At 65.0% G+C, this 25,527-nt stretch carries 15 protein-coding genes; 9 read left to right on the forward strand and 6 right to left on the reverse strand.

Annotated elements, in window-relative coordinates; all coding sequences use genetic code 11:
* The first annotated feature begins 326 nt into the window (after nucleotides 1–326).
* From FCT00_RS07250 to FCT00_RS07285, 8 genes are all read left to right on the forward strand, one after another.
* Nucleotides 327–2,567, forward strand: coding sequence for an acyl-CoA dehydrogenase (locus FCT00_RS07250; RefSeq protein ID WP_138422419.1), 2,241 nt, complete (start codon nucleotides 327–329; stop codon nucleotides 2,565–2,567).
* A complete protein-coding gene (locus FCT00_RS07255; RefSeq protein ID WP_138422420.1) occupies nucleotides 2,564–3,847 on the forward strand; it encodes an acetyl-CoA C-acetyltransferase in 1,284 nt (427 codons plus the stop codon). Before FCT00_RS07250 ends, FCT00_RS07255 begins: the two co-directional genes overlap by 4 nt.
* A complete protein-coding gene (locus tag FCT00_RS07260) occupies nucleotides 3,844–5,904 on the forward strand; it encodes a 3-hydroxyacyl-CoA dehydrogenase NAD-binding domain-containing protein (protein WP_138422421.1) in 2,061 nt (686 codons plus the stop codon). Before FCT00_RS07255 ends, FCT00_RS07260 begins: the two co-directional genes overlap by 4 nt.
* A complete protein-coding gene (locus FCT00_RS07265; protein ID WP_138422422.1) occupies nucleotides 5,897–7,726 on the forward strand; it encodes an acetyl-CoA hydrolase/transferase C-terminal domain-containing protein in 1,830 nt (609 codons plus the stop codon). Before FCT00_RS07260 ends, FCT00_RS07265 begins: the two co-directional genes overlap by 8 nt.
* Before the next feature lie 55 nt (nucleotides 7,727–7,781).
* On the forward strand, nucleotides 7,782–8,693 hold the full coding sequence (locus FCT00_RS07270; RefSeq protein WP_235888951.1) for a LysR substrate-binding domain-containing protein: 912 nt from the start codon (nucleotides 7,782–7,784) through the stop codon (nucleotides 8,691–8,693).
* Nucleotides 8,694–8,805: 112 nt separating this feature from the next.
* Complete coding sequence (locus FCT00_RS07275; protein ID WP_138422423.1) at nucleotides 8,806–10,491, forward strand: sulfatase-like hydrolase/transferase; 1,686 nt, start codon at nucleotides 8,806–8,808, stop codon at nucleotides 10,489–10,491.
* A gap of 33 nt (nucleotides 10,492–10,524) precedes the next feature.
* Nucleotides 10,525–11,595, forward strand: a complete 1,071-nt coding sequence (locus FCT00_RS07280; RefSeq protein WP_138422424.1) for a TAXI family TRAP transporter solute-binding subunit — start codon at nucleotides 10,525–10,527, stop codon at nucleotides 11,593–11,595.
* A gap of 117 nt (nucleotides 11,596–11,712) precedes the next feature.
* Complete coding sequence (locus tag FCT00_RS07285; RefSeq protein WP_328591395.1) at nucleotides 11,713–14,064, forward strand: TRAP transporter permease; 2,352 nt, start codon at nucleotides 11,713–11,715, stop codon at nucleotides 14,062–14,064.
* On the opposite strand, the gene FCT00_RS07290 is transcribed toward FCT00_RS07285, so the two are convergent.
* The 6 genes from FCT00_RS07290 to FCT00_RS07315 are packed head-to-tail and all read right to left on the reverse strand — an operon-like array spanning nucleotide 14,061 to nucleotide 20,983.
* Nucleotides 14,061–15,287 (reverse strand): sigma-54-dependent transcriptional regulator, encoded by a 1,227-nt coding sequence (locus FCT00_RS07290; protein WP_138422425.1) that lies wholly within the window; start codon nucleotides 15,285–15,287, stop codon nucleotides 14,061–14,063. The two genes, FCT00_RS07285 and FCT00_RS07290, sit on opposite strands and share 4 nt — an antisense overlap.
* Nucleotides 15,284–17,014 (reverse strand): sensor histidine kinase, encoded by a 1,731-nt coding sequence (locus tag FCT00_RS07295; protein ID WP_138422426.1) that lies wholly within the window; start codon nucleotides 17,012–17,014, stop codon nucleotides 15,284–15,286. Before FCT00_RS07295 ends, FCT00_RS07290 begins: the two co-directional genes overlap by 4 nt.
* A gap of 51 nt (nucleotides 17,015–17,065) precedes the next feature.
* Nucleotides 17,066–17,803: a proteasome-type protease gene (locus tag FCT00_RS07300; RefSeq protein ID WP_138422427.1), complete on the reverse strand. Its 738-nt coding sequence runs from the start codon at nucleotides 17,801–17,803 to the stop codon at nucleotides 17,066–17,068.
* A 9-nt stretch (nucleotides 17,804–17,812) separates the two neighbouring features.
* Nucleotides 17,813–18,610, reverse strand: a complete 798-nt coding sequence (locus FCT00_RS07305; RefSeq protein WP_040884817.1) for a transglutaminase family protein — start codon at nucleotides 18,608–18,610, stop codon at nucleotides 17,813–17,815.
* Nucleotides 18,611–18,621: 11 nt separating this feature from the next.
* Nucleotides 18,622–19,557 carry an alpha-E domain-containing protein gene (locus FCT00_RS07310; protein ID WP_008332034.1) on the reverse strand — a complete coding sequence of 312 codons (936 nt, stop codon included), beginning with the start codon at nucleotides 19,555–19,557 and terminating at the stop codon, nucleotides 18,622–18,624.
* 1 nt (nucleotide 19,558) lies between these two features.
* On the reverse strand, nucleotides 19,559–20,983 hold the full coding sequence (locus tag FCT00_RS07315; protein ID WP_138422428.1) for a circularly permuted type 2 ATP-grasp protein: 1,425 nt from the start codon (nucleotides 20,981–20,983) through the stop codon (nucleotides 19,559–19,561).
* Nucleotides 20,984–21,276: 293 nt separating this feature from the next.
* Between FCT00_RS07315 and FCT00_RS07320 the strand changes: the two genes are divergently transcribed.
* The gene (locus FCT00_RS07320) at nucleotides 21,277–25,434 is read left to right on the forward strand and encodes a beta strand repeat-containing protein (RefSeq protein ID WP_138422429.1); all 4,158 of its coding nucleotides are present in this window, start codon (nucleotides 21,277–21,279) and stop codon (nucleotides 25,432–25,434) included.
* Nucleotides 25,435–25,527 lie beyond the last annotated feature (93 nt).

Consider the following 25,527-nt stretch of genomic DNA (forward strand, 5'->3'; position numbering starts at 1 on the left):
AGGGTCCGCGGCTATGTGGCGGCGGGCCGGCGCACCGGGCAAGCGTTGTTTTGACGCGGGGGCATTGATCGGGAAAATGCATAAAAGTCAGGTGGTTAGACGAAATCGCCAGACCCCTTGGCCTTTGGGAAAGATTGTGGTGTGCGGGAAATCGCACGGGGCATTCGGGCATCTGTGCGGAAATCCACACACGACTCGTCGCGCTGAGGTCGCCCGGTCGGGGCCGTCGGACCCGCAACGCCTCGGCCCCGACCGTCAGTCGCCGCCACCCCGCGCCACGGAACCCTGCCCCCGACGATGCGTTGCGGATGCAGGAGGTACCATCCATGTCGTTCCGGAAAGATTTCATCACCAAGCCGATCCATAAATGGGCCAAGGGCGTATTGCCGACCCTGTCCGAGACCGAGGCCGAGGCCGTGAGTTCGGGCGATGTCCATTTCGAGGCGGAGTTGTTTTCCGGCAATCCCGACTGGAACAAGCTGCGTTCCGTGAAGGCGCCGACGCTGACCGATGCCGAACGTGCCTTCATCGACGGGCCCTGCCGCGCGTTCTGCGACATGGTCGACGGGTGGGAAATCGACAAGAAGACCGGCGACCTGCCGACCGAGGCGTGGGATTTCCTGCGCCAAAAGGGGTTCTTCGGGATGATTATCCCGAAGGAATTCGGCGGGCTGGGCTTCTCGGCCTTCGCTCATTCCGAAGTGGTCCGCTACATCGCGAGCCACAATGTCGTCGCGGCGGTGACGGTAATGGTGCCCAATTCGCTCGGTCCGGGCGAGTTGATCCATCAGTTCGGCACCGACGAGCAGAAACAGACGTGGTTGCCGCGTCTCGCCGACGGGAGCGAGCTTCCTGCCTTCGGGCTGACCAGTGAAGACGCCGGGTCGGATGCCGGGGCCATGACGGACGAGGGCATCGTCTGCAAAGGCGAGTGGAACGGGGAAGAGGTGCTCGGCATTCGGATGAACTGGGCCAAGCGCTACATCACGCTCGCCCCGGTCGCGACCGTCCTTGGCCTTGCATTCCAGCTTCGCGACCCGGACGGGTTGCTCGGTGACGTGAAGGACATCGGGATCACCTGCGCGCTCGTGCCGACCGACCTGCCGGGGGTCGAAACCGGACGGCGCCATCTGCCATCGGGCACCATGTTCATGAACGGCCCGACCACCGGGAAAGACGTTTTCATCCCGCTCGAAAACATCATCGGCGGGCCGGACTATGCCGGGAAGGGCTGGATGATGCTGATGAGCGCGCTGGCCGCCGGGCGGGGCATTTCGCTGCCGTCCCTGTCGGCTGCCGCCACGGCGATGGCCGCTCATACGACCGGCGCCTATTCCCGCATCCGCAAACAGTTCAACTTGCCCATCGGCCTGTTCGGTGGGGTGCAGGAGCCGATGGCGCGCATCGCTTCGTCCGCTTACACCATCGACGCGGGGCGGCGACTGACGACGGCGGTGCTGGACGAGGGCTACAAGCTCGCCGTCATCTCGGCGATCATGAAATACCACGCCACCGACCGGATGCGCGACGCGATCAACGATGCGATGGACGTGCATTCGGGCAAGGCCGTGATCGACGGGCCGCTCAACTACCTTCAGCCGATTTACCGCACCATTCCCGTCGGCATCACGGTCGAAGGCGCGAACATCGTCACGCGAAACCTCATCATCTTCGGCCAAGGCGCGATCCGGGCGCATCCGCATATGCTGGACGAAATCGAGGCGTTGCAGGAGCCGGACGAAGAAAAGTCGCTCGACGCGTTCGACAAGCATTTCTGGGCTCATGTGAGCCATGCGATCAAGACGACCTTCCGCGCCACTTGGTCGGCTTGGACCGGGCAGGGCAACGCGCCTGCGGATGTGGGCAAGGTCGCCCCGATCTATCGCCGCCTGTCGCGCTGGTCGGCTGCCTATGCGGTCGTCGCCGACATGGCGTTCCTGACGCTGGGTGGTGCGCTCAAGCGGAAAGAAATGATCTCGGCCCGGATGGGTGATGCGCTGTCCGAGATGTTCCTGATCTCCGCAGTGCTCAAGCGGTGGGAGGATGACGGGCGCAACGAGGACGACCTGCCGCTCGTCCATCATGCAGCCGAGACATCCTTCGCCCGGATCGGTGAGGCGCTGGACGAAACCATCGCCAACATGCCCGCCAAATGGGTCGGCTGGCTGCTGCGCCCGCTGGTCCGACCGGGACACCACGCGCGCGGCCCGTCGGACGAGGTGACCGAGGCCGTGGCAAAGATCGTCTATGAACCCTGCGAGGCGCGGACACGGCTGACGAGCGGACTTTATCGTGCAGCCGAAGACAGTGGGCTTGGCCTGCTCAACCACGCCTATGCGTTGGTGCTCGAGGCCGAGCCGCTCGAAAAACGTCTGCGCGATGCCAAGAAGACCCCGCGTGAGGGGCTGGAGGCGGGCATCCTGTCGGATGCCGAGTTCCAGCAACTCGAAGAGGTGGCGGTGGCCGTGCAGAAAGTCATCGCGGTGGACGATTACACCCCCGACGAACTGGCCGAACTGTTCCCCGACATGCAGCGGCCAACGACTTGGAAGGAGGCGGCGGAATGAGCCGACCCGTCTACCTCGTCGATGGGGCGCGGACCCCGTTCCTCAAGGCTCGCGGCGAGCCGGGGCCGTTCACGCCCGTGGATCTTGCCGTGCAGGCTGGCCGCCCGTTGCTTATGCGCCAGCCGTTCGCGGCGAGCGCCTTCGACCTCGTGATCCTCGGCTGCGTCAATGTCATTCAGGACGAAATGAACCCGGCCCGCGTCGCCGCCCTTCGCCTTGGTATGGGCGAGCAGCAGGTGGCCTTTACCGTGCAGATCAACTGCGGATCGGGGATGCAGAGCATCGACACGGCGATGCGCTATATCCGTGACGGCAGTCACGAGATGATCCTAGCCGGCGGGACCGAGGCGCTCAGTCACGCGCCGCTCGTCTACAGCCGGGACGCGACCGAATGGTATGGCGATCTGGCCAAGGCCAAGAGCCCGTTGGACAAGGCCAAGGCGTTCGCCGATGTGCGCCCCGATTTCTTTTCGCCCGTCATCGGGCTGGAACGTGGGCTGACCGATCCGATCACCAAGCTCAACATGGGTCAGACCGCCGAGGTTCTGGCGCATCGCTTCGGGATCGACCGGATCACCGCCGACACCTATGCCGACGAAAGCCACCACCGCCTTGCCGCGGCGCAGGAGGAAGGGCGGCTCAAGGGCGAGGTCGTTCCGGTTTTCGACAGGGACGGTCGCGTGCATAAGCATGACGATGGCGTGCGACCGAACAGTTCGGTCGAGAAGCTGGGCAAGCTGAACCCGGCGTTCGAAAAGCCCTATGGCAAGGTGACTCCCGGCAATTCGAGCCAGATCACCGATGGTGCGTCCTGGGTCATTCTCGCTTCCGAAACGGCGGTCGACGCGCATGGGCTGGAGCCGATCGCAAGGATCGTCGACAGCCAGTGGGCGGGTCTCGACCCGTCGATCATGGGGCTGGGGCCGGTGCTGTCGTCCACGCCGCTCGCGCAGCGCCACGGGCTGTCCTGCGATGACATCGACCTGTGGGAGATCAACGAAGCCTTCGCCGCGCAGGTGTTGTCGTGCCTTGCCGCGTGGCAGGACGACGACTTCTGCCGCGACATTCTGGGCTATGACGAAGCCTTCGGCCGGATCGACCGCGACAAACTGAACGTGGACGGTGGGGCGATCAGCCTTGGCCATCCGGTAGGCACCAGTGGGAACCGGATCGTCCTGCACCTCGCCAACGCCATGAAGGCGCGCGGGGCCAAGCGGGGCATCGCAACGGAATGCATCGGCGGCGGTCTGGGCGGCGCGATGCTGTTGGAGGCCGCATGAGCGACGTATTGGATCAGATCACCCCCGACGAGTCGACGGACGCTCCGAAGCCCGCCGAGACGGCGCATTGGCGGCGTGAGGATCAGGGCGGGCGGATCACGTTGTGGCTCGACTGCGAAGGCGCCGGGACCAACGTGATTTCCGAGGCGGTGCTGCGGGAATTGGACACGCTTCTGGACGAGGCGAAACAGGCGCAGCCCGATGTGCTGGTGATCCGCTCGGCCAAGCCCGGCGGGTTCGCTGCCGGGGCCGACATCGACGGGTTCGCGGACCTGCGGGGCGAGGGCGCCGTGGATATGCTGAAACAGGGTCACGCGGTGCTCGACAAGCTGGCCGCGCTCCCGTTCCCCACCGTGGCGGTCGTGCATGGTGCGACGCTTGGCGGCGGCTTCGAACTGGCGCTGGCCTGCGATCATCGGATCGGCGTCGAGGGCGTGAAGCTGGGCTTCCCCGAAATCCAGCTTGGCCTGCATCCGGGCCTTGGCGGGACCTTCCGTCTGACGCGATTGATCGACCCGGTCGCGGCGATGCAGATGATGCTGACGGGCAAGAGCGCCCATGACCGCAAGGCCAAGAAGCTGGGCATTCTGGATGCGCTGGTGCCCGAACGGCATGTGGATGCCGCCATCGACGCGGCGGCCAAGGGCAAGCTCACCCGTGACAATGGCGGGTTCAAGGCGACCGCCCTGCGCACCCGTGCGGCGCGCAGCCTCGCCGCGAACCGGATGCGGAGCGAAAGCGAAAAGCAGGCCCCGCGCGCGCATTTCCCGGCGCCCTTCGCGCTGATCGACCTGTGGGAAGATCACGGGGGCGACCCGGAACGGATGCAGTCCGCCGAAATCGCATCCTTCGCCGAACTGCTCGACAGCACCACCGCGCAGAACCTGATCCGGGTGTTCTTTCTGCGGCGTCGGTTGAAGTCGGGCGCGGGCGAGGACGACGGGATCGCGCATGTCCACGTGATCGGCGCGGGCGCGATGGGGGCGGAGATCGCCGCGTGGTCCGCGATGCAGGGCAAGCGCGTGACCATCGAGGACGTGAAGCTTGCACCCTTGGGCGACACGATCCGCCGGGCCGCGAAGATCTATGAGAAGAAACACCTGAGCGGGATCGACGCGCGCGATGCGCTCGACCGGCTGATGCCCGACCCGGACGGGCTGGGACGTGCGCGGGCCGATCTGGTGATCGAGGCCGCGCCGGAGAAGGCGGAGTTGAAGGAAAGCATCTACGCGGAACTCACCAATGTGATGAAGCCCGGCGCGATCCTCGCCACCAATACGTCGAGCCTCCGGTTGGCTGATCTGGTCGACGCCGCGCCCGACCCGGCGCTGTTCGCGGGGCTGCATTTCTTCAACCCGGTCAGTTCCATGCCGCTGGTCGAGGTGGTGTCGCATGATCTGGCGTCGGATGCGACGCTCGACCGTCGCGCCGCGTTCACGGCGGGGATCGACCGCCTGCCTGCGCGGGTGACGGATTATCCCGGTTTCCTCGTGAACCGCGTGCTCGCGCCCTACATGATGGAGGCGATGGTGATGCTGGACGAGGGCCACGACAAGGTCGCCATCGACCGCGCCGCGCTGGCCTTCGGGATGCCGATGGGGCCGGTCACGCTCGCCGATCAGGTGGGGCTGGATATTTGTCTCGAAGTCGCGAGATCGCTGAACGCCGGATTGGACGTGCCGGTGGCCGAGACGCCCGATTGGCTCGTCAAAAAGGTCGAGGCGGGCGAAACGGGCAAGAAGGCGGGCAAGGGGCTTTATGACTACGGGTCCGAAAAGCCGCCGAAAGAGCCAGCCGACAAGCCGGACCCGGCGATCATCGATCGGCTGACCCTGCCGATGTGCAATGCCGCGGTCGAATGTCTGCGTAAGGGCGTGGTCGCGGATGCCGAAACGGCGGATGCGGCGGTGATCTTCGGCACTGGCTTCGCACCGTTCCGGGGCGGGCCGCTGCACTACGCCAGGGTGCGCGGCGACGTGCCGGAGGTTCTGGCGCGGCTGGAAAAACAGCATGGCCCCCGTTTCGCACCCGATCCGGGGTGGGACGACTTTGGCTGAGACCGAGGCGGAGTTCACGGCCCGCGCGGATGCCATCGCCGCCGAGATCATCGAGAAGACCGGGGGCGACATGCGCCTCGCCCTCCCGCTTGGGCTGGGCAAGCCGGTCACCTTGGTCAACGCGCTGACGCGTGCGGTGGCGGCACGGCCCGAGGTGAAGTTGTCGATTCTGACCGCCCTGACGCTCGAGCCCCCCGATATGTCATCGGGCATGGCGCGGAGGTTTCTGGAACCGGCCAAGGATCGGCTGTTTGGGGCCTATCCCACGCTCGACTATGCCGAGATGCAGCGCGCGGGAACGCTCCCCGACAATATCGAGGTGTCGGAATTCTTCATGCTCGCCGGGCGCTGGATCGGCGTTCCGTCGGCCCAGCGGCATTACATCCCCGCCAACTATACCCATGCGTATGACGTGCTCGCGGCGTGGAAACCCAACCTGATGTTTCAGCTTCTCGCACCGCTGGACGAAGGCTTCAGCCTGTCGTGCAACACCGACATTTCGTCGGACCTGTTGCGGGACCGTCGCGCGGGGCGGATGGATTTCCTGCTGGTGGGCGAAGTGAACGGGAAACTGCCTGCGATGGACGGGGCGGAGGCGCGCGTCGCGCGGGACGAGGTGGACCTGCTCTTGGACCCCGCGCCGGATTTCGACCTGTTCTCGGTCGTCAAACAGCCGGTCAGCGATGCGGCCCATGCCATCGGGCTGCACGTGGCGCGCGCCGTGCGCGATGGCGGGACGCTTCAGATCGGGATCGGGACCATCGGCGATGCGGTCGCGAACGCCCTGATCCTGCGCCAGTCCGGCGGGCTGGCCGAGGTCACGCGCACTTGCCCGTTCGACACCGACGGGTTCGATGAGGACGGGCGGTTCGAGACCGGGCTTTACGGCGTGACCGAGATGCTTGTGGACGGGCTCCTGCACCTGTTCGAGCGCGGCATCGTCAAGCGCGAGGTGGATGGGGCGGCGATCCATGCCGGGTTCTTCGTCGATTGCCGCGACTTCTACGAACGCCTCCGGGCGCTCTCCGACGCCGAGCGCGCCAAGATCCGCATGATGCCCGTGTCCTTCACCAACCAGCTTTACGGCGACGAGCCTGCCAAACGCGCCGCGCGGGTCGATGCGCGGTTCGTCAATTCCGCGATGAAGGTCACGCTTCTGGGCGGGCTGGTCAGCGACGTCACAAGCGACGGGCAGGAAGTGAGCGGGATCGGCGGGCAGTTCAACTTCATCGAACAGGCCTTCGCGCTCGACGGGGCGCGCGCGATCCTGACGTTGCCCGCGACCCGGACCAGCAAAGGCGAGACGACGTCGAACATCGTGTGGGAGCATCCGCATGAAAGCGTGCCGCGCGCCTATCGCGACGTGATCGTGACGGAATACGGGATCGCCGATCTGCGCGGCAAGCGTGATGAGGATGCGGTCGCGGCGATGCTCAGGATCACCGACAGCCGGTTTCAGGACGCGCTTTTGGACAAGGCCAAATCGGCGGGCAAGCTGGCCAAGGATTTCACGATCGACCCGGCGTGGCGGCAAAACACACCGGAGCGGGTGAAGGCGTGGCTTGCGCCCCATGACCTGCCGGACTTCCCGTTCGGCACCGATTTCGACGAGACGGAAAAGGGTCTGCTGCCCGTTCTGGCGCATCTGTCCAACGCGCAGGGGAGCAGGCTGGCGGTGGCCAAGCTGATCCTGAGCGGCATGTTCGCGCCCAAGCCCGAGGACAAGATGCGACGCATGAACCTCGCCTCGCCCGTGGGGTTCGGGGAACGGCTGGAAGCCTTCGCTCTGGCCGGAGCCATTCGGGCCGTGTCGCGCCGATAGACATGCCCGCCCGGGTCGGTAGTCTGGTCGAACACGGGCAAGGGAGGGTTCGCGCGTGTTCAGTCGTCTGCGGATGCGCCATATCCGCTGTTTCCTTGCCGTGGCCAAGGCCGGGTCCGTCACCCATGCGGCGCGGCAGTTGAACTCGTCCCAGCCGGCCGTGTCGCGTACGCTTGCCGAGATCGAAGAGATCATCGGAAGTCCGTTGTTCGACCGGACGGGCCGGGGCGTCTCGCTGACCGATGCCGGGGCCAAGCTCATGCGCCATTTCGACATCGCCCTGACGCAGATCGAGGCCGGGGCGGTGGCGGCGCAGGGCGATTCCGCCAAGGCGCGCGTGGCGTTCGGGGTTCTGCCGAACGTGGCCCGCACGGTGGCGGTGGATGCGGTGGCCGAATTCAAGCGCACCGCACCCGATATCGACGTCGAGATTCACTGGGCGGCGGTGGACGAACTGATCGCGCGGCTGGCGCGGGGCGAATTGGATTTCATCCTTGGGCGGCTGTTGTCGCTGGAACACCTCAAGGGCGTCACGTTCGAGCATCTTTATGCCGAAGACATCATATTCGTCGCCCGCCCGGATCACCCGTTCGTCGCGCTCGACGGTCCGCTCACCGTGCAGGACTTCGAGACGCAGCAGATGCTGGTGCCGCTCGCAGGCACGATCATCCGGCGCGAGATGGACAAGTTCATCGTGGCGCGCGGGGTGAGCGAGTTTCCCAACCAGATCGAAACGGTGTCGTTCGAGTTCACCCGATCCTACCTCGCCCGGCATCAATGCGTGGCGGTGCTGCCGCGCGGGGCCGTGCGGCAGGAATTAGCGGCGGGAACGCTTGTCGATCTTGCGTTGCGGGGCGATGAATTGGTGTCCTCCGTCGGTCTGACGTTCTTTCGCGACAGGGCGCTGTCCGCCGAGGCCGAACGGTTCGCGGACCACGTTCGCGCCGCGGCGCGGCAATTCGGCTGACATATCGAGACTGATATATCGAAGTGCTACCTTCTATTATCCTGAAGGGAAATTTTGCGATAAAACCAGAATCCAACGCCATGCTTACGGGATTTGGGAGGATACTGGCAGGATGGGGCAACCTCGGAATATCCTTTTCATCATGTTCGACCAGCTTCGCTGGGATTATCTAAGCTGCTACGGCCACCCGCATCTGCACACCCCGAACCTCGACCGGCTCGCCGCGAAGGGTGTGCGGTTCGACCGCGCGATCATCCAATCGCCGCTGTGTGGTCCGTCGCGCATGTCGACCTACACCGGGCGCTACGTCCACAGCCACGGGGCAAGCTGGAACAACACGCCGCTCAAGGTGGGCGAGCTGACGATGGGCGACCATCTGCGCGACCTCGGCATGGGCTGCTACCTGATCGGCAAGACGCATATGGCGGCGGATGCCGAAGGGATGCGGCGGCTTGGGCTGGAGCCTGACAGCGTCATCGGTGCGCGGGTGTCGGAGTGCGGCTTCGACGTCTTCGAGCGTGACGACGGGATGCGCCCCGAAGGGCCGGACGGGTTCTATGACGAGGGCGGTGCGCTCAAATACAACGACTATCTGCGGTCCAAGGGGTATGAGAGCGACAATCCTTGGCACGACTATGCCAACTCGGCCCGTGACGACGAGGGCAACGTGCTGTCGGGCTGGTTCTTGGAGAACTCCGACCTCCCCGCGAATATCGCCGAAGACGACAGCGAAACGCCCTATCTGACCCGGCGCGGGATCGAATTCATCGAAGCGCAGGGGGATCAGCCGTGGTGCTGCCACCTGTCATATATCAAGCCGCACTGGCCCTATATCGTGCCGGAACCCTACGCGAGCATGTATGGCCCTGAGCATTTCATCGACCCGGTGCGCAGCGAGGCGGAGCGTGAGACCGATCATCCGGTGTTCAAGGGCTTCCAGAATTCGCCGGTCGGCAAGGCGTTCTCGCGCGATGACGTGCGCGCCAAGGTGCTGCGCGCCTACATGGGCCTCATCAAGCAGTGCGACGACCAGATGGGCGTGCTGTTCGACTTCCTCGAAAAGTCCGGGCGGATGGAGGATACGATGATCGTCGTGACCTCGGACCACGGCGATTTCATGGGCGATCACTGGATGGGGGAGAAGACCTTTTTCCACGATGCGTCGGTGAAGGTGCCGCTCATCATCTACGACCCCTCGCGCGAGGCGGATGCGACGCGCGGCACGTCGACCGATGCGCTGGTCGAATGCATCGACTTTCTGCCGACCTTCGTGGAGGTGGCGGGGGGTGATGCGTCGAAGCTCGACCATATCCTCGAGGGTCAGTCGCTGCTTCCGATGCTGCGCGGGGGGAACGCGCCCGACCGGGATTACGTGATCTGCGAATACGATTTCTCGACCAGCCCGCTGGCAGGGCGGCTCGACATCGACCCCAAGGACGCGCGGATGTTCATGGTTGCCGACAAGACGTGGAAGATGATCCACTTCGAAAGCGGCCATCGCCCGATGCTGTTCAACCTCAGGGACGACCCGGGCGAGATCAACGATCTGGGTGGAACCAACGCCCATGCGGACGTCATCGACATGATGTACGACCGCCTGTTCGACTGGACCGCGCGGCCCGCAGCGCGGACCACCATTTCGAACGACACCATTCGTGCGGCCCGGACGTCCGGCCCCGCACGGACCGGCGTGCTGATCGGCGTGGTCACGGAGGATGACCTGCCCGAGGAGCTGACCGCCAAATACCGGAACCGCAAGGTGCCGGACATGCGGGACAAGGAAACGCGCCGGGCGTGACCCGGCACCATCGGTCAAAAAGGGAGGAGACCTATGACTTCGATGATCCGTAAAACGGCACTGGCCGCCCTGTCGGCAGGCAGTGTTCTGCTGGCCGCCGGCGCGGCGTTCGCGCAGGCCAACCTGACGGGTGAGACATCCTCGCCCGGCAACTCGCCGCACCTGATGATGATCCACCTCGCCGATGTGGCGGCCCGCGATGGCGTCGCCAACATTCAGGTGCAGGAGGGGCAGACCGCGACGAACTCGATCGTCAACGTGGCCGAGGGCAAATCCGACATGGTGACCGCGCCGACCGTGCTGCACTTCCTGCTCGAAGCGGGGCGCGGCCCGTTCTCGGCCATCGGTGAGGACGGGGCGGCGCTGGCCGCCAACGTGCGCGCCATCGCGCCCTATAACGCCGGGGCCTATGGCCTTATCACGCCGGTCGCGTCGGGCATCACGAGCTATGAGCAGTTGGCAGGGAAGACGGTCTGGAACGGCCCGCCCCGCGGCGCGGCTCTGACCGTGGGTCGCCAGACGATCCTGTTCGGCTCGGGCGGTTACAAGGACGGTGAGGATTACAAGGGCTACCAGACCAACTGGGGCGAGCTTCCCTCGGTTCTGGTCGATGGTTCGGCCGATGCGGTCATGGTCCCGATCACCTCGCCCTCGGACCGGGTGGTCACGATGCTGTCGACCGGCGACGTGAACATCATCTCGATCCCCAAGGATATTTGGGAAGGCGAGGCGATGCAGAAATTCCTGTCGGCCCCCGGCAACGCCCCCGTCGAAGTGGCCGAGGCCGACCTTGGCTATGGCGCGGATCAGGGCGTGCACCTGATTTCCGAGGATGGCGTGTTCCGTTCGCCGGGCGTGCCTTTCGCGACGATGGTCCGGGCCGATCTCGACTTCGAGACGGTCAAGGCGCTCACCGCCACCTACATCGCGTCGCTCGACGAGCTGAAAGCGCGGGCACCCTACGGCAAGACCGTGAACTTCGACGTGCTCGACCAGAAGTCCACCGGGTTCTGCGGCGGCCTGTCGCTGAAGTACCATCCCGGTGCCGTCGCGGCCTGGGAAGAGGCGGGCTACGACGTGCCCGACTGCGCCGAAGCCGAATGAATCAACCGTCCGGGCGGCACCTTCGCCCGGACACCACCACTCCGCGAGCCGGGACGGGGCGCACAGCCCCGTTCCACCCGGATACGGTAGACCAGCGTAAACACCCCGGAGCATGACATGAGCGCGACCCAGACGCCGGCCCCACCGCCCGTGAATCGACTTATGCCCCTCGCCAAGGGGCTGGGACTGGTGCTCGTCTTCATCGGCTTGATGAACACGATCCCGTCGATCCCGGGTCTGGACCAGCTTGTCGCCAACATCACCGGTGACCCGGATATCGTGATCCGGAAATACCCCTACGAATACCTCTACCCGATCGCCTTCGTGCTGATGATGCTGATCGTCGTCGCCAAGCATTCCTTCTACATGAAGGACCGCGACAAGGCGCCGATGCGCCGCGCCTTCGCGATCGTCATGGATGTCGCGCTGGTGACGATGGCGATCATGGTGTCGCTGACCTACGTGATCGAAATCGACTCGATCTGCCTGATCGACCAGTTCACGGGCGAACGCGCCGATCTGATCGCGCGCGCCTTGCAGGAGGAAAAGGAGTTCGCGGAACTCTATGGCCTGCCGGAACCCACCAGTGTCGACGACCCGGCCTGTATCAACACCACAGGGTCGTGGATCTTCGCCATCGTCGGCGCGGCGATCACCGTATTCCTCGCCTACAACGTGCGCGTCTGGGGCTTCCCCCTCGTGGCCGTCGCGATCCTGATCGCCGCCTATACGCTCATCACCGTGGCGATCTGGTATGTCTTCGGGTCCGAGGACATGAACAAATACGCCATTACCAAGCTGGGCGGAGAACCCCGAACGCTGATGGACGGGCGGCCGAATGTCGAGGACGTGCTGACCAACACCTCGCAGGGCCTTCTGGGCCGGTTTATGGGCATCCTGCTGTCGTCGGTCTTTCCCTATATCGTGCTCGGCTCGCTTTTCGGGATTTCCGCAGGGGGTCAATCGCTCATCAAGGTCGCGTTCCTGTGGACCCGGCGTCTGCGCGGTGGCCCCGCCCATGCCGCTATCGTGTCGTCGGCGCTGTTCGGCACCATTTCGGGCGGGCCGGTGACCAACGTGCTGTCCACAGGCGTTCTGACCATCCCGATGATGCTGAAGCGCGGCTTTTCCCGCACCTTCGCAGGCGGGGTCGAGGCGGCGGCATCCTCCGGCGGGCAGATCATGCCGCCCGTCATGGGGGTCGCGGCCTTCGTGCTCGCCGCGATGACCGTCACGCCCTACCGCGAGGTCATCATCGCCGCCGCGCTGCCCGCCGCGGCCTATTTCGGCGTTCTGTTCCTGACGGTGGTCTTTCAGGCCCGCAAGCAGGGGATCGAGGCGGTGGGGGAAAAGACCCCGGACATGCTCCTGAGCCGGCAGGACTACCTGAACCTCGTCATGATCTTCGCGCCGATCCTGATGATCCTGTTCCTCCTCGTGACACCGAAAGAGGCGATCGGCTGCGGTCCCATCGCCGCGCTCTTCGGGGTCGAAAGGGTCGTGAACGGGGATAGCTGTCTGGCGACCGATCTGCCGTTCCTGTTCAAGCTCATTCAGAACAGCGCGGGCGATGCGGGGTCGGCCGGCTGGTGGGCCGTGATGCTTCTGGTGGTCCTGTTCTTCCTCGACCCGAAATTCCGCGAGAGGCCGACGCAGATCTTCGGCGCGCTGTCCGAGGCGGGCATCCTGATCTCGACCCTCTACCTCATGTTCCTGTCGGTGTCGGTCATCGACTTCTGCCTGAACTTCACCGGCCTGTCCGGCTTCATCGCCCGCGACGTGACCGGGCTTCTGCGCCTCTTCGGGCCGGAGTTGCAGGACGGCGGCGTGTTCCTGTTCGCGGCCCTTTTCGTGACCATGTTGCTTGCTATTCTGCTGGGCATGGGGATGCCGACGGTCCCGGCTTACGTGAACGTCGCGCTTCTGATGGGGCCGCTCGTGATCGGGCTGGGGATCGCGCCCTTCACCGCGCATATGTTCATTTTCTTCTTCGCCGTCGCCTCGGCCATCACGCCACCCGTGGCGGTCGCGGCCTTTGCCGCCGCGTCGATTACCCATGCCGACCCGATGAAGACGGGGTTCGCGGCGGTGGGGGCGGGGATCGTCATGTTCATCCTGCCGTTCATCTTCGCCTTCTACCCCGAACTTCTGCTCATCGACGCGGCCAAGCTCGATCCCTTCGCGACGCCGGGGGCGGTCGCGTTCCTAGAAGGTTACGGGCCGGGGATCGACTGGCCGGGGCTCGCCTTGTTGCTGGTGCGGCTGGTTCTGGCGCTCTACCTCATCGCAAGCGCGCTGGTGCGGTTCGACGCCCGGCGACTGGGCCGTGTCGAGCTGCTGGTCCGGTTGGCGCTGGCCATCGGCATCCTGATGCGGATGCCCGAGGTGCACTGGCCCGCCGTCGCGCTCGCGCTGGTGACCATCGGGGCGCATTACGGGGTGGCCAGACGGCGGGTCGCCGAAGCCTAGCTGCGGTAATCCTCGGGTTTCAGCCCATGCCGTGCGAGCTTGTCGTAAAACGTCTTGCGTGGGAGTTTCAGGCTACGCGCGGCCTCGGTCGCGCGGCCTTCGTGATCGCGCAAGGCCTCGATCAGAAAGGCGCGCTCCACATCCGCCATGCGCTCGGCAAGTCCCTGCCCGCCTGCGGCGTCGGGTTCCGCCAGCCCCATCGCGAAGCGCATCGCGGCGTTCATCAGCGCGCGGGCATTCCCCGGCCAGTCCTGCCCCATCAGACGATGCGTGACATCGGTCGGGATGTCGGGCTTGGGCAGCGCGGCCTGTTCGCAGGCGATTTCGACGTAATGCCGAAAGAGCGTCGGGATATCCTCGCGCCGTTCGCGAAGCGGCGGGATGTGGATGCGCGCGGCCTCGAGCCGGTAATAAAGGTCCGGGTTGAACGCGCCGGTTTCCGTCAGCTTGGCAAGGTCCTGATAGGTCCCGGCCAGCACCCGTGGCGCGGAAGGCTGTTCGAGCCGTTCGAGCAGCGCGAATTGCGCGGGCTGGCTCATCCCCGCGACCTCGTCGATGAAGATCGTGCCGCCCTCGGCTTCGTCGAACACGGCGGCCAGCGTGTCGGGCGTCGTCCCCGCGCCGGGGATTTTCAGGAACGGGCCGCGCGATACGGCGGAAAGCAGGTGGACGACTTCCGCCATCTTCGACGTGCCCACCCCCGGCTCACCTGTGATGAGCGCATCGGCCATCGTGCGGGCCACGGCGCGGGCATCGTCGCGCATCTTTTCGGACAGCGCCGAGGTGCCCCGAAGCAGGCGCGCGGCGGCATCTCCCGCCTCGACCTGCGCCTTGAGCGACCGGTTTTCCAGCACCAGAGCGCGGGTCTTCAGGGCTTTTTCCACGACGGTCAGCAGGTCGGCGGGCGCACAGGGTTTTTCGAGAAAGTCGAAGGCCCCAGCCGCCATGCCCCGCACGGCCGTCGGAATGTCGCCCTCTCCGGTCAACAGGATCACGGGCAGTTCCGGGTCGACCTCATGGGTGAAACCGAGGAGCGCGAAGCCGTCCTTGCCCGGCATCCGGATATCGCTGACCACGACCCCCTCGAAGTCGGGGGTGATGTGGTCCTTGGCTTCGATGTAGCTGCCGGCGAGGACCGGGACCAGATCGGCAAGCTCAAGCGTCTGCCCAAGCGCCTCGCGCACCGACGCATCGTCGTCGACCAGCAGAACCCGGCGGGTCACGCGGCCACCTCCAGCCCGGCGGGCACCAGTTCGACCGTAAAGGCCGCGCCGCCCTCGGGGTGGTTCAGGCCCTTGATCGCGCCGCCGAAACTCTGGACGAGACCGTATGAGATCGACAGGCCCAGCCCCATGCCCTCGGCCGCGCCGACCTCTTTCGTGGAATAGAACGGATCGAACACGCGGTCCGGGTCCGCGATGCCGGGGCCGGAATCGCGCACCGTCAGGCGCACGGCGGGGCCGTCGGTGTCGAGGGTCAGCGAAAGCCGGCGTTCGGGCGCATCGCTCATCGCGTCGACGGCATTCGAGACGAGGTTCACGACGACCTGTTGAAGCCGCACTTCGCCCCCGCGCACCATGATCGGAAGGTGGGGGCGGTCATAGACAAGCTCGACCTCGTGGCGATGGATCTTGTCGGCGGTCATTTCAAGCGAGGCGTCGATGACGTCGACCAGATCGACATCCGTGACCGGACCGCTTTCCTGCCGGGCGAAGGCCCTGAGATTCTGGATGATCCGGCCCATCCGGCGTGCCAGTTCCGAGATCTTGCCGAGATTGTCGCGTGCGCGTTCCGGCTTGCCCCGGTCAAAGAACTGCTCGCCGTTTTCCGCGAAGGACCGGATCGCCATGAGCGGTTGGTTCAGTTCGTGACTGATCCCGGCCGACATCTTGCCGAGCGCCGACAGCTTGCCCGCCTGCACAAGCTCGTCCTGCGCGCGTTTCAGCGCCGCCTCGGCCTCTTTCCGTTCCGACACTTCGCGGCGCAGGTCCGCGTTCACCTCGGTCAGTTCCTGCGTGCGTTCGACGACGCGCGCTTCGAGACGGGCGTTCGCCGCGGCTTCGACCGTCAACCGGTCGGCCAGCGCCGCGCGTTTCTGCTGCACGAAGAACAGGATCGCGCCGAAGGTCAAAAGCGCACCCGCCGCGATCAGGCCCCACAGAACGGCCGAGTAGAATGCACCGGAACTGTCGATGAGGATTTCGGCGGTCATGCCGATGGTCGGCAGATCGCGTTGCAGGTGGATCGCACGATTGGGCAGGTAGCGATCCCCGAAGATGCGCCAGACCTCGCGCCCCGCCGTGATGGCGCTTTCATAGTCGGGCATTCCGTCGCTGCGGTCCGCGAGGACGAGGCCGGATCGGTTGGTCACGAAAATGCGGTTCTGGCGGTCGGTGAAGAACACCGGCGGCGCGTCGCCGGGCCAGTTGTCTTCGATCTGCGCCACCGACACGCGGGTCATGACGGCGCCGACGACCACGCCGGACTCGCTCTGCACAGGTGCGGCGAAGGCAAAGTACCGGCGCGGGCCAAGGGGGCCGGCGACGATTTCGTTCGACGTGCCCAAGGCCCCGTCCAGTGCGCGTTCGAGCGGCGGTTCCTTCGGGTCGCGGGCGACCGAGCTGCCGCTGCTGCCCGCGACGATGCGGCCATGGAGGTCGACCGCCGCCACGTCCGACGCGCCCGTCATGTCGGCCATGCCCTGCACGACTTCCACCGAAGCGCCGGGCGACCCGCCCCAGATCAGAAGCCGTTTCAGATCGGGATGGCGGGCGAGGATCACGGCAAGCTCGCGGTAGCGCAGAAGCTGGCCGGTCACCCGGTCGGCGGCGAGCGACAGGTCGGCCTCGCCCCGTTCCGTCAGGCGGTCGAGCGCGTCACGATACGCCGACCACCCCACGCTTCCGGCAAGAAGCGCGGCGGCGAGCAGAAAGGCGATCAGTCGAGGCATCGACAAGGCTCCCGGAAGCGGCGGCCATCATAGGCGGCGCTTGGGCGCCTGTCACTTCTCCAGCACGAAATCCGGCAGCGAATCCAGCGCCTGTTTCAGCGCCTCGCCCCACCCGGACGAGATTTGCTGGAAATACGGGCTGTCACCCTGAACCCGCGAGCGATAGCCAAGGCGCAGCGAATCCGTCTCGTAAAGCTGGAAATCGAAGGGCAGACCGACCGACAGGTTGGCCTTGAGCGTCGAGTCGAAGCTGACCAGAAGCAGCTTCAAGGCCTTCTCGAAACTCATCTGCGGATCGAAGGCCCGGACAAGGATCGGGCGGCCGTACTTTGTCTCGCCGATCTGGAAGAACGGGTTGTCCGCGCTCGCCTCGATGAAGTTGCCTTCGGGGTAGATCATGAAGAGACGCGGTGGCCCGCCCGCGACCTGTCCGCCGAGGAGCAGGGTCGCGCCGAACTGCGCCGCCGCACGGGGGCCCGCATCCTCGTGCATGCCGATCACGTCGCGCAGCGTGTCGGCGACGAGGCGCGCGACCTGAAACATCGACGGGGCTTCGAGGATCGACGGGTTGCGTTGGTCGTGCGCCTTGGTGCGCTCGTCCAGCATCGACACGACGGCCTGCGTCGTGGCGAGGTTGCCGGCGGACATGAGGATCAGCGCGCGGTCGCCCTCGACCTCCCACGTGTGCATCTTGTTGAACGTGGCGATATTGTCGACACCCGCGTTCGTGCGGGTGTCGGACATCATCACGAGCCCGCGGTCGAGCATCATTCCGACGCAATAGGTCATGTCAGCCCTTTATTGCTGTGCCACCTGTATCTGGACATCCAGCGTTTCGGCTGACCCACCGACTCGCGACCCGATAACCGGCGCAGCTTCGGTGTAATCAAGGCCCGTTGCAACACGAACGTAGCGTGCGTCGGGGCATTGGTTGTTCGACACGTCGAACCCGACCCAGCCAAGGTTGTCGACATGGGCTTCGGCCCATGCGTGGGTCGCATCCTGTTCGACGCGGTCGTCCATCATCAGGTAGCCCGAGACGTAGCGGGCCGGGAACCCCATCTCGCGCGCGCAGGCGAGAAAGATGTGGGCGTGGTCCTGACAGACGCCCTTGCCATGCGCGATGGCTTCTTCCGCCGTCCAGTCCGACTGGGATTCGCCCGTGGCATATGTCACCTGCTCGCCGATCTGGCGCATCAGGGCATGAAGCCTGTCCAAGTCGCCCGTCGCGTCGATCTTGCGCACGATGGCGCGCCCGCCGCTGCCGCATTTGGTGATCTTCGTCTCACGCTCATAAAGCCAGAGCGGCGAGGGTCCGGGGTGGCGACCGACGACGCCGCCACTGTCTTCGACCGTCACTTCGCCCTCCGAGACGACCGTCACCTCGGTCGCATCACGGTCGATGGAGATGAGTTCCACCACGTTGTGATGATGATCCTCGAACGACACTTCCTTGCGCCCGTTCTCGACCGTCGTCGTCCAGTCCAGCACCTCCTGCTGATGCCCGGACTTCGGCGTCTTGCGAAGCTGTTGCAGACCATAGGCCACCGGTTCGGCAAACCTGTATCGTGTCGTATGCTTTATTCTAAGCCGCATGCACGCCCACCCTATACGTAAAAGCGGTAATCCTGCTCGATCTGAGCGCCCAGCTCCCCGATCGAGGCGAGGATCGTCTGGATGTATTCGTGCAGACCGTATTCGAAGATCTCGTCGATGTCATGCAACGACAACCTCTGCGCCAGCTTGTCCGCGATCTCATGCGACGGAAGCGTGGTGTCGTAGTCCGAGGCGAGATACCCCAGATTGTCGCGCAACTTGGACACGCAGAAGTTCAGGCTGCGTGGCATCCGTTTGTCGAGGATCAGGAATTTCGCGATGTCGCGAGCGTTGACCTGATTGCCGTATGCCATGCGGTAGCCTCCCGAGGCCGAGACCGAGCGCAGGATGGTTTCCCACTGCACGTTGTCGATGGTCGAGCCGACGGCGAAGACCGAGGGCAAAAGCACATAGTATTTCACGTCGAGAATACGCGCCGTGTTGTCGGCGCGTTCGAGGAAGGTTCCGATGCGCGCGAAGTCGTAGATGTCGTTGCGCAGCATCGTCCCGTGCGTGGCCCCGCGCACCAGCGCCGTGCGCTGGCGGATGAGCTTGAGCGTGTTCGGAAGGTCGCGCTCCGGCACCTTGCGGGCCAGCAGTTCCTTCGACCGCATGTAGGCTGCGTTCGTCGCCTCCCATACATCCGTGGTAAGCGCCGTTCGCACCATGCGGGCGTTCTGACGCGCCGAGGCGATGGAGGACAGGACCGAAGACGGGTTGTCGGTGTCGCGCAGCATCCAGTCGATCGCCTGATCCTGCGCGATTTCGCCCCGATGCGCGGCATAGCCCTCGGCCACGCCGGCGGTCTGCATGACCGAGCCCCATTCCATGTTGCCCGAACGGGTCAGGCCGATGCGCTGTCCGGTTTCGATCAGGCGCGAGGTGTTCTCGGCCCGCTCCAGCGAGCGGAACATCCAGTAGAGGCCGTTTGCGGTTTTTCCCAGCATATCAGTCCTCCAGCACCCAGGTGTCCTTGGTCCCGCCGCCCTGCGACGAGTTCACGACGAGCGAGCCTTTCTTCAAGGCGACGCGGGTGAGGCCGCCGGGGGTGATGTTGATCCCTTCCGGCGAGACGAGGACGAAGGGCCGCAGGTCGACATGGCGCGGCGATAGCCCCTTGTTGGTGAAAATCGGGACGGTGGACAGCGACAGCGTCGGCTGTGCGATGTAATTGCCCGGCCGCGCTTCGAGCTTCTTTCGGAACTCGGCGATTTCCTTTTTCGACGCGGTCGGGCCGATCAGCATCCCGTAGCCGCCCGATCCGTGGACCTCTTTCACGACGAGGTCGGAAAGGTTGTCGAGCACGTATTGCAGGCTTTCCTTGTCCGAACAGCGCCACGTCGGCACGTTCTGCAAGAGCGGCCGCTCGCCCGTGTAGAATTCGACGATCTCGGGCATGTAGCTGTAAATCGCCTTGTCGTCGGCGATGCCGGACCCGGGCGCGTTGGCAATGGTGATGCCGCCCGCGCGGTAGACATCCATGATCCCCGGCACGCCCAACTGGCTGTCCGGGTTGAAGTTCAGCGGGTCGAGGAAGTCGTCATCGACACGGCGGTAGAGCACGTCGATGGGCTGGTAACCACGGGTCGTGCGCATCGCGACGCGCCCGTCGACCACGCGCAGGTCGTGGCCTTCGACCAGTTCCGCGCCCATCTGGTCGGCAAGGAAGCTGTGTTCGAAATAGGCCGAGTTGTAGATGCCCGGCGTCAGCACCGCGACCGTGGGCGGCCCGTCGCAGGCGGGCGGCGCACAGGCGGAGAGCGACCGGCGCAGGTCCGCCGGATAGGTCGACACCGGCAACACGTTGTTCTTGGCGAAAAGCTCGGGGAACATATGCAGCATCGTCTCGCGGTTTTCGAGCATGTAGCTGACACCGGAGGGCGTGCGCGCATTGTCCTCGAGCACATAAAACTCGTTGTCGTCGGTCCGCACGAGGTCGATGCCGACGATATGGGTATAGACCCCGCCGGGTGGATGCACGCCGATCATCTGGGGCAGAAAGGCCGCGTTCTTGGCGATCATCTCTTGCGGGAGACGCCCGGCCTTGATGATTTCCTGCCGCCCGTAGATGTCGTTCAGGAACGCGTTGATCGCGCGCACCCGCTGTTCGATCCCACGACTGAGTTTCTGCCATTCGCGCTGGGCGATGACGCGCGGCACGATGTCGAAGGGGATGAGCCGCTCCTCGGCCTCCTGCCGTCCGTAGACGTTGAAGGTGATGCCCGTCAGCCGGAACAGATCGTCGGCCTCGCGTTGTTTCGCACGCAATCGGGCCGGGTCTTCGCCGTCGAACCAGGATTGGAAATTTGCATAGGGGTCGCGAAGCTGTTCGTCCCGCCCCCACATTTCGTCGAAGATTTTTTCGTCGCTCATACCGTCATTGTATCCGCGCAAACGAGACACACAAACGGTTTGGCGCATTCGAACGTCACAGGGCGTGAGACACCCCGACAATCGGCTGATCCTGCCTTTTTGTTAGGCAGTTCTCGCCAGCGGGCCGCGTGGCATTTCGGTCGCAGGGATAAGTTTTCGGATGAGAACGAACCGAATGGTTCAATAATGGTGGAAATCCTGACCCGGAAAAGTTATTGGGAAATCAGAGCATAAAGTACGCGTCACCAAATTCTTAAAAAAACGACGCGACATTGAGGTAGGCGGAAGAGACCATGAGCGCGATTCAATTCGTGGCCCGTGATGCTGTTGGCAATTACCAGCAGGGAACGGTCTTCGATTCTTCATTTGACGGACATTTGGCACTTTCGGCGGGCGGCGCCGTATCCCTGAACATGCGACGGCTGGACGTGTCCGGCTACATCCGGAAGGGCGACGACCTTGTCCTTCTGATGGCCGACGGGCGTCAGATTCTGCTTGAGGACTATTTCGGTCCCGACGGGAATCCGCAGGCCGACCTGTATCTCAACGAAGGCGGCCACCTGATCGGAACCGTGGTTTCGGCCACCAGCGAGGTCAGCCACCACGACACCGAAATCTGGGGCAAGTACGGCGAACTCGCCGTGCTCACCTTCCCCGACGACCCGGTGGTTCTGGCCGAAGGCGTTTATAACGACGACGCGGACGAGGCGGTCGCCGCCGCCCTCGCCGACCAGAACGGCTATGTCGGGTCATCGCGCAGCGACGATGCGCCCACCATGCTCGCAGGTTTCGGGCTTGCACCGCTGGCCGGGCTCGGCACCGCCGGAACCGGGATCGTGCTCGGCACCGGGGTTCTGGGGGCTGCCGCGCTGGTCGGGTCGGCCACCTCGGTCAAGAACACCGGAGGCACCAGCACCGGCGGTGGAACCACGGGCGGATCGGGCACCTCGATCACCGCGAAAATCTTCGACGCGAACGCGGATTACAGCTTCAACAGGTCCAGCACCAAGACGGTCACGATCAACGGGCAGGCCGAGCCGAATTCCGAAGTGCTCGTCACCATCGGCGGCCAGTCCATCACGGTCTATTCCAACTTCGAAGGCCGCTGGAGCGCCAAGTTCACGGGCGGCAATTTCCCGGGCGACGGCGATTACCGCGTGACCGTGGTCGTGACCGAACCGGGCGGAACGACCGTGAACCTGTCCGGCCAGCATGTCGTCATCGACACCACACCGCCGAACGTGGAATTCGACCATTACGTCGGTGTTCAGGGCTTCGTCGTCAACGCGGTTGAAAACCAGTCCGGCTTCACGCTCGTCGGCAATGGCGAAGCGGGGGCCAAGGTCACAATTCAGGTCAACGGGTTCACCCGTTCGACCACCGTCAACGTGAACGGGGAATGGAGCATCGATTTCAGCCACGGCGACCTGCCGACCGGCGAATACGATATCGACGTGTTCATCACCTCGGTCGACGCCTACGGCAATGCGACCACGATCACCCACACCATGACCGTCGACACGATCGCGCCCGCGGCGGCGATCGACCTGACGCTGTCGACCGACAACGTGGTGAACGCATCCGAACGCCATGCCGGGGTCGAGATCACGGGCACCGCCGAACCCGGCGCGCGGCTTGAAATCACGATGAACGGCGTGACGCACACGACGGTCGCATCCGTCACCGGAAGCTGGTCGGTCACCTACACCTCATCCGAGATTCCGTCCGGCACCTATACCTCGACGATCACGGTCAAGGCGACCGATGCCGCAGGCAACGTCACCAACACCAGTTCGACCATCGACATCGACACCGACGGCGCGGTCACCCTGTCCTCGGGCACGGGATCGGGCGGCGAAGTGGTCGTGAACGGCGTCGCACAGGCGGGCACCGTCCTCCTGTCCGGCACGGCGGAGGCCGGATCGTCCATCGTCGTCAGTGTCGGTGGCATGACCTATTCCGCCACCGCCGGGTCCGGCGGGACGTGGACCGCGGTCGTGCCGGGGATGAACATCGCCGGCGGTGAATACACGACGCAGATCAACGTCACCGCGACCGATCTGGCCGGCAACGTCTCGACCGCGTCGGGGACCATGCTGGTCGACACCGAGAACCTGCTGGCGCTCGCCATGAACTTCGGCGGGGCGGACAACATCATCAACAAGGCCGAAGCGGCCTCCGGCGTCACGTTCACGGGGATCGGCGAGCCGGGTGCCTCGATATCCGTCTCGTTCCAGGGCCGCACCCACACGGGAACGGTCGCCGCGAACGGGTCGTGGAGCGTGCCTTTCGCGGGAGGCGAGGTTCCGACGGGCGCCTATCAGGCGACCGTGTTCGTGAAATCGACCGACATCGTGGGCAACGTCACCACGATGACCGAGATCGTTCAGGTCGACACCATGACCTCGGTCACCGCCACGCTTTCGGGCACAGGCGGCGACGGCATCGCGAACTATGCCGAAACGGTCGCGGGTCTGACCCTCACCGGGATCGCCGAACCGGGGGCGAGCGTGAATGTCAGCATCGGCGGCGTCGTCCGCCCGGCGACGGTCGCCGCGAACGGAAGCTGGAGCGTCACTTATCCTCAAGGCAGCATCGCGTCCGGCGAATACACCGCCAACGTGTCGGTCACGTCCACGGATGCGGCGGGCAACACGGCGACGGCGACCACCACCGTCAGGATCGACACGCTCGTCACCGACTTCGCTTTCACCGGCTCGCCCACGGGCGGTGACGGTGTGCTGGCCGGGTCCGAGCTTTCGAGTGGTCTGAACCTTACCGGCACCGTGGAAATCGGCGCGCAGGTCACCGTCAGCATCGGTGCCACAACGCGCGTGGCAACGGTCAATCCGGACGGGTCTTGGTCGGTGAGCTTCGCGCCGGGGTCGATCCCCAACGGCGAATACGACACGCTTCTGTCCGTGACCGCGACGGACGTGGCGGGGAACACCTCGATCCTGACCGAAACCGTGCGCATCGACACGGTGGCGGGCGATCTCGCGCTGTCTCCGGCCGCAATCGAAATCGACGATGTGGTGAACCTGACCGAACGCGCCGATGGCGTGGTGATCCACGGCACGGCGACCCCCGGTCTGGTGGTCACCGTCGGGCTGGGCGCCGCGCAGACGACGACCGTGGCCGCGATGAACGGCACGTGGTCCGCCACCTTCCCGGCCAACCAGATCCCGGCGGGCACCTATGTTTCGCAGATCACCGCGTCGATCAACGACGGCTACGGCAACGCCAAGACGGTGACCGACAGCGTCGCCATCGACACGGTCGTCACGAATTTCTCGTCCGACGGCGTGGTGGACAATGACGGCGTGGTGAACGCGGTCGAACGGGCTGACGGCATCACCCTGACCGGCACGGTCGAGCCGGGCTCGGTCGTCTCGGTCAAGATGGGTCTCGTGACCCAGACCGCCACGGTCGACGGTTCGGGCAACTGGACCGTGGATTTCGCCAAATCCAGCGTGCCCACGGGCGAGCAGGGGGTGAACGTGGTCGTGACCGCGACCGATGCCGCCGGCAACTCGGCCTTGCTGACCGACACGGTCGTGGTGGATACCGAGGTGAACCGCCTCGCCATCGCAACGCCCATCGCGGGCGACGGCTACATCAACGCGACCGAAGCGGCGCTGGGCCTCACGCTTACGGGCGTCGTCGAAGCCGGATCGACGGTCGTCGTCGACATCGACGGGACGAGCCACACGGCGACGGTCGACGGGGCCGGGAACTGGACCGCCAGCTTCGCGGCGGCCGAGCTTGGCACGGGCGAAGACACGCTCGACGTCACCGTGTCGGCCACCGATGCGGCGGGCAACACGCGCACGATCACCGATACCGTCGAACTGGACACCGAAGCACCCGACGCGGCCTTCGTCACCGCGTTCAATCGGTCGGGCGACCTTCTGCGCGGCTTCTCGGTCGATGCGGGCGATGCGACGGCGGCACTGTCGACCGTCGGGCTGCACGGGTCGCAGGGCACCATCGGCAACATGCAGTTCGCGAACCCGATCGCGACCGGCGAGGTGGATTTCTACTTCACCCAGACGCTTCCGAACGGCTCGCACCTCGTCATCACCAAGACCGATGACGCGGGCAACGAAAGCGCCACGCTCTTCGCGCTCGACAAGGGCCTGCCGAATGCGGTCGATCTGTCGAATCCGGGTCTCTCCGGGCACGAGATCGAGGCGGTCGACCTGCGGTTCGCGGAAGACAGCACGTTGGTCATAACCTCGGACCTGCTCGAAGGGCTTTCGAGCAACTCGAACACGCTGACGATCCACGGATCGGGCGACGATGCGGTGAATGTGGACCGGACCAACGGCGCGGCCATGTCCGACACCAACACGAACGTGACCATCGGCGGCGAGACCTATTCCATCTACACGCTGGGAGACGAAGGCGGCACGCTCATCATCGACGACGACATCCGACTGACGACCTGATCCGGGCCCACCACGGCGCGCCGCGAGAATGAGCGTGCCGGGCGGTTCGAATCCAAGACTACGGGGCAGACATTTGAGGCGGACGATACGGCA

It is taken from the genome of Maritimibacter alexandrii, from assembly GCF_005871115.1.
Classification (GTDB): domain Bacteria; phylum Pseudomonadota; class Alphaproteobacteria; order Rhodobacterales; family Rhodobacteraceae; genus Maritimibacter; species Maritimibacter alkaliphilus.